At 66.1% G+C, this 12,914-nt stretch carries 16 protein-coding genes; 8 read left to right on the forward strand and 8 right to left on the reverse strand.

Going from position 1 to position 12,914, the window contains the following annotated elements; genetic code table 11:
* Positions 1 to 250 precede the first annotated feature (250 nt).
* Together ASE48_RS22585 and ASE48_RS22590 are read left to right on the forward strand one after the other, a co-directional pair.
* Entirely contained in the window at positions 251 to 874 is a 624-nt protein-coding gene (locus ASE48_RS22585; RefSeq protein ID WP_235571483.1) for a TetR/AcrR family transcriptional regulator, read from the forward strand.
* Entirely contained in the window at positions 871 to 1,374 is a 504-nt protein-coding gene (locus tag ASE48_RS22590) for a hypothetical protein (protein ID WP_057169410.1), read from the forward strand. Before ASE48_RS22585 ends, ASE48_RS22590 begins: the two co-directional genes overlap by 4 nt.
* A 10-nt stretch (positions 1,375 to 1,384) precedes the next feature.
* On the opposite strand, the gene ASE48_RS22595 is transcribed toward ASE48_RS22590, so the two are convergent.
* Together ASE48_RS22595 and ASE48_RS22600 are read right to left on the reverse strand one after the other, a co-directional pair.
* On the reverse strand, positions 1,385 to 2,332 hold the full coding sequence (locus tag ASE48_RS22595) for a TIGR03564 family F420-dependent LLM class oxidoreductase (protein ID WP_057169411.1): 948 nt from the start codon (positions 2,330 to 2,332) through the stop codon (positions 1,385 to 1,387).
* Between the two features lie 13 nt (positions 2,333 to 2,345).
* Positions 2,346 to 3,533, reverse strand: a complete 1,188-nt coding sequence (locus tag ASE48_RS22600; RefSeq protein WP_057169412.1) for a cytochrome P450 — start codon at positions 3,531 to 3,533, stop codon at positions 2,346 to 2,348.
* A gap of 135 nt (positions 3,534 to 3,668) precedes the next feature.
* On the opposite strand from ASE48_RS22600, the gene ASE48_RS22605 reads away from it, so the two are divergent.
* Positions 3,669 to 4,055, forward strand: coding sequence for a limonene-1,2-epoxide hydrolase family protein (locus ASE48_RS22605; RefSeq protein ID WP_057169413.1), 387 nt, complete (start codon positions 3,669 to 3,671; stop codon positions 4,053 to 4,055).
* 8 nt (positions 4,056 to 4,063) lie between these two features.
* Here ASE48_RS22605 and ASE48_RS22610 read toward each other — a convergent pair whose 3' ends face one another.
* Genes ASE48_RS22610 through ASE48_RS22625 form a run of 4 tightly spaced genes read right to left on the reverse strand, consistent with a single transcriptional unit; the run spans position 4,064 to position 8,005 of the window.
* Positions 4,064 to 5,029: an NADPH:quinone oxidoreductase family protein gene (locus ASE48_RS22610; protein ID WP_057169414.1), complete on the reverse strand. Its 966-nt coding sequence runs from the start codon at positions 5,027 to 5,029 to the stop codon at positions 4,064 to 4,066.
* A complete protein-coding gene (locus tag ASE48_RS22615) occupies positions 5,026 to 6,009 on the reverse strand; it encodes a phosphotransferase family protein (protein WP_057169415.1) in 984 nt (327 codons plus the stop codon). Before ASE48_RS22615 ends, ASE48_RS22610 begins: the two co-directional genes overlap by 4 nt.
* Before the next feature lie 38 nt (positions 6,010 to 6,047).
* Positions 6,048 to 7,349 (reverse strand): acyl-CoA dehydrogenase family protein, encoded by a 1,302-nt coding sequence (locus tag ASE48_RS22620; protein ID WP_057169416.1) that lies wholly within the window; start codon positions 7,347 to 7,349, stop codon positions 6,048 to 6,050.
* Positions 7,349 to 8,005 (reverse strand): TetR/AcrR family transcriptional regulator, encoded by a 657-nt coding sequence (locus ASE48_RS22625; protein ID WP_057169417.1) that lies wholly within the window; start codon positions 8,003 to 8,005, stop codon positions 7,349 to 7,351. The genes ASE48_RS22620 and ASE48_RS22625 overlap by 1 nt, the downstream gene beginning before the upstream one ends.
* Positions 8,006 to 8,073: 68 nt before the next feature.
* Between ASE48_RS22625 and ASE48_RS33190 the strand changes: the two genes are divergently transcribed.
* Positions 8,074 to 8,247, forward strand: coding sequence for a hypothetical protein (locus ASE48_RS33190; protein WP_200962237.1), 174 nt, complete (start codon positions 8,074 to 8,076; stop codon positions 8,245 to 8,247).
* On the opposite strand, the gene ASE48_RS22630 is transcribed toward ASE48_RS33190, so the two are convergent.
* The gene (locus ASE48_RS22630) at positions 8,248 to 9,033 is read right to left on the reverse strand and encodes an emopamil-binding protein (protein WP_057169418.1); all 786 of its coding nucleotides are present in this window, start codon (positions 9,031 to 9,033) and stop codon (positions 8,248 to 8,250) included.
* Positions 9,034 to 9,273: 240 nt separating this feature from the next.
* On the opposite strand from ASE48_RS22630, the gene ASE48_RS22635 reads away from it, so the two are divergent.
* The 4 genes from ASE48_RS22635 (at position 9,274) to ASE48_RS22650 (ending at position 12,072) form a co-directional block, all read left to right on the forward strand.
* On the forward strand, positions 9,274 to 10,551 hold the full coding sequence (locus tag ASE48_RS22635; protein ID WP_057169419.1) for a cytochrome P450: 1,278 nt from the start codon (positions 9,274 to 9,276) through the stop codon (positions 10,549 to 10,551).
* Positions 10,548 to 10,736, forward strand: a complete 189-nt coding sequence (locus tag ASE48_RS22640) for a ferredoxin (RefSeq protein WP_057169420.1) — start codon at positions 10,548 to 10,550, stop codon at positions 10,734 to 10,736. Before ASE48_RS22635 ends, ASE48_RS22640 begins: the two co-directional genes overlap by 4 nt.
* Positions 10,737 to 10,773: 37 nt before the next feature.
* Positions 10,774 to 11,058 carry a DUF1330 domain-containing protein gene (locus ASE48_RS22645; protein ID WP_057169421.1) on the forward strand — a complete coding sequence of 95 codons (285 nt, stop codon included), beginning with the start codon at positions 10,774 to 10,776 and terminating at the stop codon, positions 11,056 to 11,058.
* A 135-nt stretch (positions 11,059 to 11,193) separates the two neighbouring features.
* Positions 11,194 to 12,072: a type IV toxin-antitoxin system AbiEi family antitoxin domain-containing protein gene (locus tag ASE48_RS22650; protein ID WP_057169422.1), complete on the forward strand. Its 879-nt coding sequence runs from the start codon at positions 11,194 to 11,196 to the stop codon at positions 12,070 to 12,072.
* A gap of 70 nt (positions 12,073 to 12,142) precedes the next feature.
* Here the strand turns inward: ASE48_RS22650 and ASE48_RS22655 are convergent, their stop codons facing one another.
* Positions 12,143 to 12,910 (reverse strand): alpha/beta fold hydrolase, encoded by a 768-nt coding sequence (locus ASE48_RS22655; protein WP_057169423.1) that lies wholly within the window; start codon positions 12,908 to 12,910, stop codon positions 12,143 to 12,145.
* Between the last annotated feature and the right edge of the window lie 4 nt (positions 12,911 to 12,914).

Below are 12,914 nucleotides of genomic sequence, written 5' to 3' on the forward strand. Positions count from 1 at the left end.
CGATCCACCGGGCGATAACCCCTAGCCATCACCCCATTCTCGAGGACACCAACCGCCAAGTCACCCCGACACACTCACCAATTCGCAACAGCCACTGATTCCGACTGAAACTCCACAAACCGTTGAGCTGACCAGCTGCGTGACAGCTGCCGCAAAATTTGTTAACTGAGACCCTTGTCACAGATCGCAAACCAACCTACTGTGTGTTCAGTTGGTTGGTTCATCGGTGATGGGGAGAGCGGTGTCAGCAATATCTGCGGCGTCTGGGCCTCGGCCCTACGAGTCGCTCCTCGCCAAGGGAGAGGACCGTAAGCAGCGCATTCTCGCTGCTGCGGAGAATCTCCTGGCGCGAAACGGCTGGCGCAACACCTCCCTGGCGCAGATCGCCCGAGAGGCCGGGGTCAGCGCCGCTGGGCTGCTGCACCACTTCCAGTCCAAGGAACAACTGCTGCACGCGGTGCTCGACGCCCGGGACTTCGACGATGACACCCATGCCGACCGGGGTGGCGATCTGATCGCCAACATCGGGAGAGTCGCCGAGCGCTTCGATCGCGCTCCCGAACTTGTCGGAACCTTCACTGTGCTGCTGGTGGAGAACATCCAGCCGGACGCCCCGCTGCACGACCGGCTGGTGGCCCGGCAGCAGGCCGCCGTCGGGATCGTCGCCGACGGAATCCGGCGCGGCCAGCTCAGCGGCCGTTACCGCTCAGACCTCGACCCGGCCGCCAAGGCCGTGGAGATTCTCGCCTTCGTCAATGGAATGGAGACCGCATGGCTACTCGATCCATCAATCCCACTGGCGGCAGTGTTCAAGGGATACACGGAGTCGCTGGCCCGCGACTTCGCGCCGGCCACCGAGAGGAATTCGCTATGAGGTACCGACTCGATGTGGTGGCACCCACCGTCGCCGAAGTCGTGCGTAACGCCGGCGGTTGGCTGGTCGACCGCGTGATGGCCGGCTGGGATGTCACGGTGTTGATCACCGGCGACGACGACATCCGTCCTCTGCAGATTCTCGGTGTGGACACCGGCGATCTGGAGACGGCGATGCAGCTGTGGGAGGAGCGGCCCCACCCGCAGACGGTGGCGGTGGCCGCCGGGCTGTTCGTCAGCGATGCGCGGGTCCGCGAAGGTGTGCTCGGCGCCCTGGATCAGGGCCTCATCGAGGTGACCCTCTGGGGCGACAGCTGGCCCGAAGAGCTGGACCGCACCGTTGATTCGGTCCAGCACGAGCTGAGCGCGGCGGCGCGTGCCTTCAAGGCGCAGGCACTGGCCGCAGCCGGGGACACCGATCCGTTCGGTCGCACCGAGGCCTTTCGGTGCGGCGTCATGTCTTGTCCGTCGGTGGCCGCAGACCTGGTGCCCGCCAGCTGAATTCGCCACCTCACAGGGACAGCGTTGCGAGAAACTCGATCGTGCGGTCCCGTGACGCGCGGCGGGCCGCGGCGTCCGCCCCGATCGGCACCACCCGGGCGGCCAGATCGGTGACGCCGGCGTCGCGATAGCGCTGCAGACTCTGGCGCACCGCCGTCTCGTCACCGGCTGCCATGGTGTCGCCGACGTCCTCGGCGTCACCGTGTTCCAGCAACCGCACATAGTTCGGTGACAGGTGAGCGTGACCCAGTACCTCGCTCGCGTGGGCGCGGGCGTCGTCGACATCCGCAGGCGCGCACAGCGTGACCGGAATGCCGGCCACCACGCGGGGGCGGCCCCGGCCCGCAGCCTCGGCGGCCGCATTGATGCGGGGCGCAACGTGCTCGCCGATCGCCCGTTCATCAGCCATCCACAGAATCGTGCCGTCGGCCCGTTCACCCGCGATCCGCAACATGGCGGGCCCGAGCGCAGCCAGCAGCACCGGCACGGTCTGGTCGGTGACGTCCACCGGACTGTGCACGGTGAAGGCGGTGTTCTCGACGTCCACCGTGCCGGATCCGGAGAACCCGGCAAGCAATACGTCGAGGTAATCGCGTAGCAGGGCGACCGGGCGGTCATAGGACAAGCCCAACTGCCCCTTGATGATCCAGTCGTGGGACGGTCCGATGCCCAGCGCGAACCGGCCCGCGCAGGCGACCTGTGTGGTCAGCGCCTGCTGGGCCAGGATGACCGGATGCCGCGTCTGGATCGGGACGACCGCGGTGCCGATCTCCATGGTGCGGGTGGCGGCGCCGACCAGTGCCACCGCGGTCAGTGCGTCCAGATACCCCGGCACCTGCGGGAACCAGAACGAGCTGAAGCCGGCCGACTCCGCTGCGACCGCGTCGGACACCAACCCGGCCAGTCGTTCCGCTCGCGGGCGTTCCTTGTCCGAACCGACCATCAGTCCGATGCGCATGGCTGCCCTGTCCTCAGGGCAGCAAGGTGGGCATGGCGGCCCAGCCGCGCACCGCGGCGGTCTCCGACGGCACGGTGTTCGGCCAGTCGACCTCCCACTCCGGGAAGCGTTTGAGGATCTCCTCCAACGCAATCCGGCCTTCCAGCCTCGCCAGCGCATTTCCCATGCAGAAATGGGTGCCCGCGCCGAACGTCATGTGTGAGCGTGGCTCGCGGAAGATGTCGAAAACGTCGCCGTCGGGTGCGAAGCGACGGTGGTCGCGGTTGGCGGCGCCGACGAGCATGAGCATCGCCGAGCCCTGCGGCACCGTCTGCCCGTAATACTCGACGTCGCGGGTGACATAGCGGGCAATCTGCAGTGCCGGTGGCTCCCAGCGCAATATCTCCTCGATCGCCTGCGGGATCAGCGCGGGGTCCTGCACCAGGGCGCGGCGCTGATCCGGATGGTCGGCCAGCGTCTTGCCTGCCCAGCCGATCAGCCGCGTGGTGGTTTCCGAGCCGGCGGTGGCGATGACGGTCAGGTACAGCAGCAGTTCGTCACGCCGCAGCTTGCGCCGGGTGCCCGTCTCGTCCTCGAACTCGGCGTTCAGCAGGTCCGTCATGATGTCGTCGGACGGATGCTCGGCGCGCCAGTCGATGAATTCCGCGAACACCTCGCCGGTGGCCAGCCCCTCGACCCGCTCGCCCTGCAGGATCTCCTCGCCGTGATCGGTGATCTGCCGTTGCCGGTCCTCGGGGATGCCCAGCAGCATCCCGATCACCCGCATCGGCATCTGCTCGCCGAGATCGTTGACGAAATCGAAGCGGTCCGAACCGATCAGCGGGTCGAGACAGCGCGCGGTGAACTCGCGTATCTGCGGTTCGAGCGCGAGAACCTTGCGCGGGGTGAACATTCGGGAGAGCAGGTTGCGGTGGATGTTGTGGATCGGCGGGTCCTCGAAAATCAAAGTGCCGGGCGGGATCTCCATCCCGGACTTGATGATCTCGAGCACCGCGCCGCGCCCCGAGATGAAGGTCTCGTGATCGATGACCGCGGCATTGACATCGTCGTAGCGGCTCAACGCATAGAAGTCGTGTTGTTCGTTGTAGTACAGCGGCGCCTCCTCCCTGAGCCGCGCGAACACCGCGTAGGGGTCCATGTTCAGCTCGATGCTGTACGGGTCGTAATACAGGTCGGGTGCGGCGGCGGTCGGCTGTGCCATCGGGGCTCCATCAGGAAGAGGCTGAGAGTGCGGGATTCGGAACGGGCTGGGTTCTCCTGAGCACCTGCTTAGCAGGTGCGCCGAGCTGCGGTCAAGGATATCGGCCGGTTTACGCTATTGGCTAAGAATGTAAAGATGGTGTCAGCACAGGACGAGGGGGACGCAGTGACCGCAGAACAGATCGTGCGCGCAGAGATCGCCGCATGGGCCCGCAACGACGTCGAGGAGGTCATCAGTCACTTCGCCGACGACGCCACCTTCGACATCGGCCCGGACTGGCCGGCACTGTCCGGGCGCGCGGCGATCCACGACATGATGAAGGTCTTCTTCGCCGGAGGACAGTGCGTCGACCTGGAGATCCTGTACCTCGCTGTGGACGGCGACGTCGTCCTGATGGAGCGCCGGGATCACTGGATCGTCGACGGCAAGCAGATGAGCTGGCCGGTCATGGGCGCATATGAGGTGAAAGAGGAGAAGATCACCGCCTGGCGGGAGTACTTCTACCCGCCCAAACAGTCCTGACCGGACCGTCATCCGATGTCGATGATCACCTTTCCGATCGCTCGTCCGTCAGCCACGTGACGCAGCGCGGAAGCGGTATCCGCCAACGCGTACGTCGCGCCGATATGCGGTGCCACGGCACCGGAGGTCAGCAGCCGGTGTAATTCTGACTCGTTGCGGGTGAACTCATCGGCCGGGATGTCCTGGAATTGGAAGCCCAGCACCTGGATGCCCTTGACCAGCACCAGATTCAAGGGGATGCGGGGGATGGATCCCGATGCGAAGCCCACGGTGACGAAACGTCCGCCGCGTGTCAGACAGCGCAGGGCGGGCTCGGAAAGCTCACCGCCGACCGGATCGATCACCGCTGCGGCGCCGCCGGGCAGGGATTCGCGCAGCGCCTGACGCAGCTCCTCGCGTCGATGGTCGATTCCACCGATGGCGCCGTGACGTGCTGCCGCGGCCAGCTTCTCGGGGGACGACGCCACCGCGATGACGCGAGCGCCGAGCGCGGTGCCCAGCGCCACCGCGGCCAGCCCGACACCCCCACCGGCCCCGAGAATCACGATGTCGTCACCGGCGGTGACCCGCGCCGTCGAACGCAGTGCGTGATACGCGGTGCGGAATGCCACTCCGGAGGCCGCGGCGGTGTGGTCGTCGATACCGTCGGGGATCGGCGCCACGCCACCGGTCCCGAGGCAGACCTGTTCGGCGAAGGCGCCGACCATGCCGGTTCCGGTGACCCGGTCGCCGACCGCGAAATTGCCGGTATCGCCCGAGATTTCGGTGATGACACCGGCGAACTCGCTGCCCGGTACGAACGGCGGTGGCACCTTGACCTGATACGTGCCGGCGATCAGCAGCACATCGGGGAAGTTCACCGCCGCCGAGGCGACCTGCACCCGCACCTGACCGTCGGTGAGCTCGGGGGACGGTGACTCCTGGACCCGCACCACCTCCGGCGGCCCATATGCCGGGCAGATCGCGGCCCTCACCGGTAGTCGCTGGATTCGGCGAGTTCGGCGGCCGAGCGCATCAGATCGGTGACGACCGGACCGAAGGCCAGCAGCTTCTCGTCATCGCCTGCGCGCTGGAAACCCTGTTCCAGCACGATGGCCAGCTTCCACTTGGCCAGCACCAGGTAGTAGTCCAGGTCGTCGACCTGACGGCCGGACACCTCGGCGTAGCGTGCCACCACCTGATCGCGGGTCGGTGCGCCGCGCATGTCGACGTAGCCCATCGCGGCGGTGTCGTGCTCGTCGGCCGGCCAACTCTGCACCATCCAGCCGAGGTCGAGCTTCGGGTCGCCGACGGTGCCCATTTCCCAGTCGACGATCGCGGCCAGCTGGGCGGGTGCGCCGTGGCGGTACATGACGTTGGCGAACTGGTAGTCGCCGTGCATCAGGCCGGGGATGAAGTCGAGCGGCTTACGCTCCTGCAGCCACGCCGTGGCGACGTCGAGCCCCGGCAGGTCGCGTTGTTTGATGCGTTCCAGGAAGCCGATCCAGCGGGCGACCTGGCGTTCGTGGAAGCCGTCGGGCCGGCCCAGGTCCTGCAGCCCCTTGGCTTTCCAGTCCACCTTGGACAGCAGCGCAATGCCCTCGGCCAGTTGGTAACTCAGTTCCGGTCGGATGCTGAGATCGCTGTCGAACGGCTCGGGCCAGCGGGCGTGCTGGTCCATCGGGGACCAGCCGTCGACGAAGCCCATCAGATAGAACGGCCGGCCGAGCACGCTCGGGTCGTCGCAGACGCCGACGGCCTTGGTGTGCGGCACGTCGGTCCCGTCGAGTGCCTCGATGATGCGCCACTCGCGCAGGATTCCCTTGTCGCGGTCCGCGGGCGCGCCGGGCGGTGGCATCCGGATGACGCACCGCTCGTCGCCGCGGGTCAGCTCATAGATGACGTTCTGCGTGCCGCCGGACAGGAAGCGCGCGTCCAGTGGGGCTCCCTTGCCGGGCAGCCCGGCGTCATCCATCCAATCGGCAAGGCGGGCAACATCGATGGCCGCAGCGTTCACAGGTTGCCCACCTCGGCCTCCAGATGTTCGGCAAACCGGGCCCGCGCGGCGTCCCGTTTACCGGGTATCCATTCGGTGGGCCACAGCCCGTCGGTGCCGGTGTAGTCGCGCAGTACCTGCTTGGCGACGGTGGTCTTGTGCACCTCGGTGGGACCATCGGCCAGGCCCATCACCGCGGCCCCGGTAACCATCCCGAGGAACGGCATCTCGTTGGTGACGCCGAGCGCGCCGTGTATCTGCATTGCCCGCCAGGCGATGTCGTGCAACACGGTGGGCATGACCACCTTGACCGCGGCAATGTCCTTGCGGACCTTCTTGTAGTCGTTGTACTTGTCGATCTCCCATGCGGTGAACAGCACCATCAGCCGGAACTGTTTGAGCTGGGCGTAGGAGTCGGCGATGTATCCCTGCACAGCCTGTTTGTCGGCGAGCAGGCTGCCGGCGGTGTGCCGCGACAGCACCCGCTCGCACATCATGTCCAGCGCCTTCTGCGCCAGCCCGATGGTGCGCATCGCGTGGTGGATGCGGCCGCCGCCGAGGCGGGTCTGAGCGATGACGAACGCCTGGCCCTCCCCGCCGAGCAACGCGGAATCCGGTACCCGGACGTTGTCGTAGTGGATCAGTGCGTGTGAACCCTCGCCGTCGGCCTCCCCGTACAGACCCGAGTTGCGCACGATCGTGACACCGGGTGTGTCGGTGGGCACCAGGAACATCGACATACCCTGGTAGGGGCTGACATCCGGGTTCGTCACCACCATCACGATCAGGAACGACGCGGTCGAGGCGTTGGACGAGAAGAACTTGTGGCCATTGATCACCCAGTCATCTCCGTCGCGCACCGCGGCGGTCTTGAACTGGGTGGGATCGGCGCCGCCCTGCGGCTCGGTCATCGAGTAGCAGGAGAACACCTCGCCTTCCAGTAGCGGCCGCAGGTAGCGGTCCTTCTGGTCGGGAGTGCCGTAGTGGGCGATGATCTCGGCGTTACCGGTGTCGGGGGCCTGGCAGCCGAACACGATCGGCGCCCATTGCGAGCGGCCGAGGATCTCGTTGAGCAGTGCCAGTTTCAGCTGACCGTAGCCCTGACCGCCGAGATCGGGTCCGAGATGGGTGGCCCACAACCCTTTCCGGCGAACCTGCTCCTTGAGCGGGTCCACCACCGCGCGGCGGGCGTCGTTGAGCGGGGTGAACTGCAGATGTGGCCAGATGAGATCGAGCGGTTCGACCTCATCGCGGACGAAGCGGTCCGCCCAATCGAGGAGTTCCTGGAACTCCGGGTCGGTTTCGAAATCCCATGCCATCACGGTCTCCTTTGACTGGTGGTGCCTGCGATCAGGGTGGCGATATCGGTGCCGACGACATCGGCGAACGAACGGTCGCCGAACGAGCCTGCGGCCCAATGCCGGGCGCCCTCACTGACCAGCATCATGGCCAGGTAGGCCAGATGGCCGGTATCGGTGCCCTCGGGCAGCTTCCCGTCGGCGAGCGCGCGGTCGAACAGCGCGGTGAACATGCCGCCGTCCAGATCCGGGGCCTCGGCGGTGTCGAGGATCCGGTGCTCGTGGCGATACCCCTCCAGGATGGTCTCGATGACCAGTTCCCGGGGATTGCGCGCCATCGAGCGCTCCAGGTCGGTCAGCGCCGCCGCGATGACCGCCTGCACGTCGTAATCGCCGTCGAGCAGGGTGGCGACGGTGCGTTGCGCGGACCGGGTGGACATCACGCCGACCTCGAAGAGCACATCCTCCTTGCGGGGGAAGTAGAAGTAGAACAACGCCTTCGAGACTCCGGCGGCGGCGCAGATCTGAGCCACCGTGGTGCCGGCGTAGCCGTTGGTGCGCCACAGCGCCATCGCGGCCTGGACCAGCATGCGCTTGGTCTCGCGCGAGTTGGACCGTTGAAACGTCGCCCTGCGCTGACCGCGGTCAGCTTCCGCTCCGCGCGAACTCTTGGGCATTGACGCACCGTACCGCGTCGAGCCGCAGCTGACCAGTGTCTAACTAAGCGAGCTGGCAGACTGGTGGGATGGCGTTGAGGGTGGCGGGGCTGGCCTTCGGGGTGCTGGCGCTGGTTGCCGGTGGCTTACAACTGTGGGCATTCGGCGCAGCGGGCGGCGCGCGCCATCTCATCCTGGGCGTGTTCGCCGGCTCCGTCGGAGCCTGCGTGATCGGTGCGGCGTGGCGCCGCGGTCGGCACTGACTACAGCGGCCGCGGGCCGGCCCGCCGTGTCAGGTAATCGATCTGGCGGTGCATCGCGATGAGCGCGAAGAACGGCAGTATCATGAAGGGCACGTTCTCGGCGATGAACTTGAACCAGAGCCCGAACGCGCCCTGGCCGATGTCGCCGAATCCCGCCCGCACCTCCGCCAGGAAGTACACGCCGGTGCTGCTGATCAGCATGGCGCAGCCGGTGAAGGCCAGCCACAGACTCTTGATTCGCGACTCGACCGGAAGATCGGTGCGCATCAGGCGGATCCAGACGATGAAGAGCATGGTGCCGGTGATGACGCCGACGAGTTCCAGGCCGAAGATCCAGGCGTTGCCACTCGTGTACCGGGTGTCGGCGAGCCCGTACTGCCACCACAGCCATTTCCAGCCCGGGTCGGTGGTCGGCGACCACCAGTTCATCGGATGGCCGATGAGAAAGATGGTCTCGTAGCCGAGTTGGCTGCCCGCCGTGTAGGGCAGGTAGATCATCGTCAGCTCGGAGGCCCGCTCCAGCCGCGACCGTTGCTCCCCGCGCCCGGTCCAGAAATACACCAGCGGCAGCACGATCACCGGCAGGCCGAACGCCAGGTTGGCGATCACGTCGACGGTGAAGGTGGGCGGCAGCAGTCCGGTGCCGACGCCCACCACCGCGGTGGTGAATGCGATGCCGGTGATGGCGGTGAGCGCAAGATAGGCCTTGCGGCGGTGCGGCGCCCACGGACGGGCCAGGTTCGGCTCGCTGCCTGCCGTGGCGTGCAGTTCGACGTCCGATGTCATCTCGCGATCCCGTCCTTGCCGAATCCTTCGTCTCAGCGGAGGATAGGCCTCCGGTGCCAAGGTGTTGAGCGAACGCTCAACATTTCGAGAATCTCGTTCTCTCCCGCCATGGGTTGAGCGGGTCGATTAGGCGTTTGCCCTCGTTGACGACGAAGCGGCGCTATGGAAATGTAATACTCATAGATGAGAGCCACATTCTCATGGTGACGGGTACTGCCTGCCAGGAACGGAGTAACGCATATGGCGATCGATCCCGCCGGCATCGACTGGTTCAAGGACCCGCGGCTGGTCGCCGATCCCTACCCGTACTTCAACGCATTGCGTGACAAGTGCCCGGTCCAGCCCGAGGACATCTACGGCGTGACCATGGTGACCGGTTGGGAAGAGGCGGTATCGGTCTACAACGACGCGGAGACCTTCTCGTCCTGCACCTCGGTGACCGGTCCGTTCCCCGGCTTTCCGGTGCCGCTGGAGGGCCGCGACGACGTCGCCGAGCTGATCGAAAAGCACCGCGACGAGCTGCCGTTCAGCGATCAGCTGCCGACGCTGGATCCACCGGTGCACACCAACCATCGGTCTCTGATGATGCGGCTGATCACCCCGAAGCGCCTCAAGGAGAACGAGGACGCGATGTGGCAGCTCGCCGACGGGGTGCTCGACGAGTTCCTGGCTCCCGGTGAGGGTGAGTTCATCAAGGGCTTCGCCAGCCCGTTCACGCTGCTCGTCATCGCCGACCTGCTGGGCATTCCGCCCGAGGACCGCAACGCCTTCGTCGACGGCATCTCGCAGAACTCCGGTGGGGGCGTGGGCAGCACCAGCAGTGAATCGCTGTCACACAGCCCGCTGGAGTTCCTCTACGCGCAGTTCGAGGCCTATATCGAGGATCGGCGGGTCAACCCGCGCGAGGACATCATGACCGGGATGGCCACCGCGCTGTTCCCCGACGGCAGCACGCCGACCCCCGGCGACGTCGCCCGCGTCGCCACCAACGTCTTCTCCGCGGGCCAGGAGACCACGGTCCGACTGCTGGGCACCGCACTGAAGGTGCTCGGTGACCGTCCCGACATCCAGAAGCAGGTGCGCGAGGATCGCAGTCTGATATCCAACTTCATCGAGGAAGCGCTGCGCCACGAAAGCCCGGTCAAGGGTGACTTCCGGCTGTCGCGCACCCCGGTCACCGTGGGGGAGAAGGAACTTCCCTCGGGCACCACCGTCATGGTGGTCAACGCCGGGGCCAATCGCGATCCGCGCCGCTTCGAGGATCCCGACGAGTTCGACCCGGCGCGCAAGAATGCCCGCCAGCACCTGGCCTTCGGTCGCGGCATCCACAGCTGCCCGGGTGCACCGCTGGCCCGCGCCGAGACCCGGGTGGGCCTGGAGCGGCTGCTCGACCGCACCACCGACATCCGCATCTCCGAGGAGAAGCACGGTCCGGCGGGCAATCGCGACTACAACTACATCCCGACGTTCATCCTGCGCGGTCTGACCCATCTGCACCTGGAGTTCGACGTCAAATGAAGGTCGGCGTCGATGAGGACCGATGCGCCGGCCACGGGATGTGCCTGACGCTGTGCCCCGAGGTGTTCGACCTGTCCGATGACGGATGGGCGGTGGCTGCTCCCGGTGAGGTTCCGGCCGAACACGAGGCCGCCGTGCAGGAGGCCATCCAGTGTTGTCCCGAGAACGCGATTCACGAGATCTGAATTTCAATCCGCTTCACCGACAAGGAGATTCCACACTGTGGCCAAGGGTTATGTGATCATCACCGAGGACATCAAGGACCCGGCGGGGATGGCCGAGTACGGCAAGCTCGCCAGTCAGACGATGAGCACCGCGAAGGTGCTCGCCTTCAGCCCCGCGGTCGAGTCGCTGGAGGGGGAGTGGCACGGCACCCAGACCGTGCTGCTGGAGTTCGAATCGGTCGAGGCGGCCAAGGAGTGGTACTACTCCGACGCCTACCAGGAGGCGGCGAAACTGCGCCAGGCCGCGGCCGAGTGCAACGGAGTGATCATCTCCGGCTTCTGATTTTCCGCGCGAGCAGACACAAATGGCCTTAAAAGTTGACACTTTTGGGGCCATTTGCGTCTGCTCATGAAGTTATCCCCAGGCTTGACGGTCCGGCGCTGTGCAGCGGGTGCATTCTGAGCAACCATCCACGGTATGTCGTGGCGGGACGCCTTCTCGGATAGTGGAGTCGCAAGCAGTCAACAACTGCTCACGCTGATCTCTCGTGGCCAGTTGCGGACGCTGATCCGCAACGGCGAGCTTATTCGAGTGCAACACGGCATCTATGCAGCCGCGGCACCCGATCACTCCACCCGGTTGGCGGCGATGGATCTGCGAACCGGCGAGCGCACGGTCGCGTGTATGAATACCGCCGCCGCGCTCTACGGATTCGACATTGACCAGGACGGCCTGCTACACATCCTCGACCCAGGCGTCCGGATCCGACCGACTGCGGACGTGATGGTGCACCAACGGTTGGGTGCGCCGCTTCGAGTCGTTGACGACCGTCTTGCCACCGCGCCAGCCTGGACCGCGGTTGAGCTGGCCCGTACCGTGCGACGGTCACGTGCTCTTGCCGTACTCGATGCTGCGCTGCGGAGCGGGTTTTGCACGCCGGCCGAACTGGAGTCGGCCGTGGCAGAGCAGAAAGGAAGACGGGGCATCGTCAAGGTGCGGAACTTGTTGGTACACGCCGATGCCCGCGCGGAATCACCGATGGAGAGCGAAGCCCGCTTGGTCTTCATCGACGGGGGATTACCGCTGCCGGAATTGCAGTTCGAGATCGTCGACTGCCGCGGCAGACTGTGGCGGGTGGACTTTGCGTGGCCCGATTTCGGGGTGGTGGCTGAGTACGAAAGCATGGAATGGCATGCCACGCCCGAAGCGCTGAAACACGACCGTATGAAAGTTGCGTCGCTGCAGGAAGTCGGATGGACTTCCGTGCCGCTGGTGGTCGACGATGTGCGTCGGCACCCGCTGGATCTGGTCGCGCGGATGTGGACGATGTTCGAGCGGGCCGACCTGGCTGGCTGAGCAGTCACAAAAGGTCGCGAAATGAGGCAGTTTCACGACCTTTTGCGTCTGCTCGCGCAGGAAGGGGGAGTCAGTGCGGGACGAGCGGGCCGACCGGCTTGGTGGTGGTCGCGTGCACCAGCAGTTCGGCGAGCTCGCAGGGGCGGCTCAGAAACGGTGAGTGCGAACTGTCGATCGCCAGCTGCTGCACGCCGAGGCGGCGGGCGACGGTATCGGCGAGCCAGCGCGGCATCGACCGATCCTGTTCGCAGACAATGAAACTGCGCGGCAGGTCGGCCGCCCAGAACTGTGGGACCGACACCGGCGTCACCGTGGTGTCGCCGAAGCGCTCCGGGCCGAGCCGGTTGAACGCCCAGCGCGCGGTCTGTTCATCGCAGTCGTGGTAGAAGTACTTGCGCGCGCCGTCGAAGTCGGCAAACGTCATGGCGCCGTCCTCGTCGAAGCTGAGGTAGCTCAACATCTCTCCGACATCGGCGTCGAAGTCCTCGCCCAGCGGCTGGTCGTCATCGCGCATCGCCATCGCCTCCGGGTAGGTACGGCCCTCTCGGGGCAGCGCGGCTGCCAGATAGACCATGTGGCGCACCAGATCAGGCGCGGCATCCGCGGCGAGGGTGATGTCGAACCCGCCGCCGGAATGGCCCACCAGGACGTCGCCGGGCCGTAGTTCCGCCAGGATCGCGTCGCGGCGGTTGGCCAGGGTCGATTCCTGATCCACCAGGACGCCATGTCCCGGCAGGTCGATCGCTACGCCTTCGTGGCCCAGTTGGCCCAACGCCGCGACGGTGCGGTCCCAGCACCACGCAGCATGAAAACCGCCGTGTACGAACAGGAACCGCATCCGG

This window comes from Mycobacterium sp. Root265, from assembly GCF_001428895.1.
Taxonomy (GTDB): Bacteria; Actinomycetota; Actinomycetes; order Mycobacteriales; family Mycobacteriaceae; genus Mycobacterium.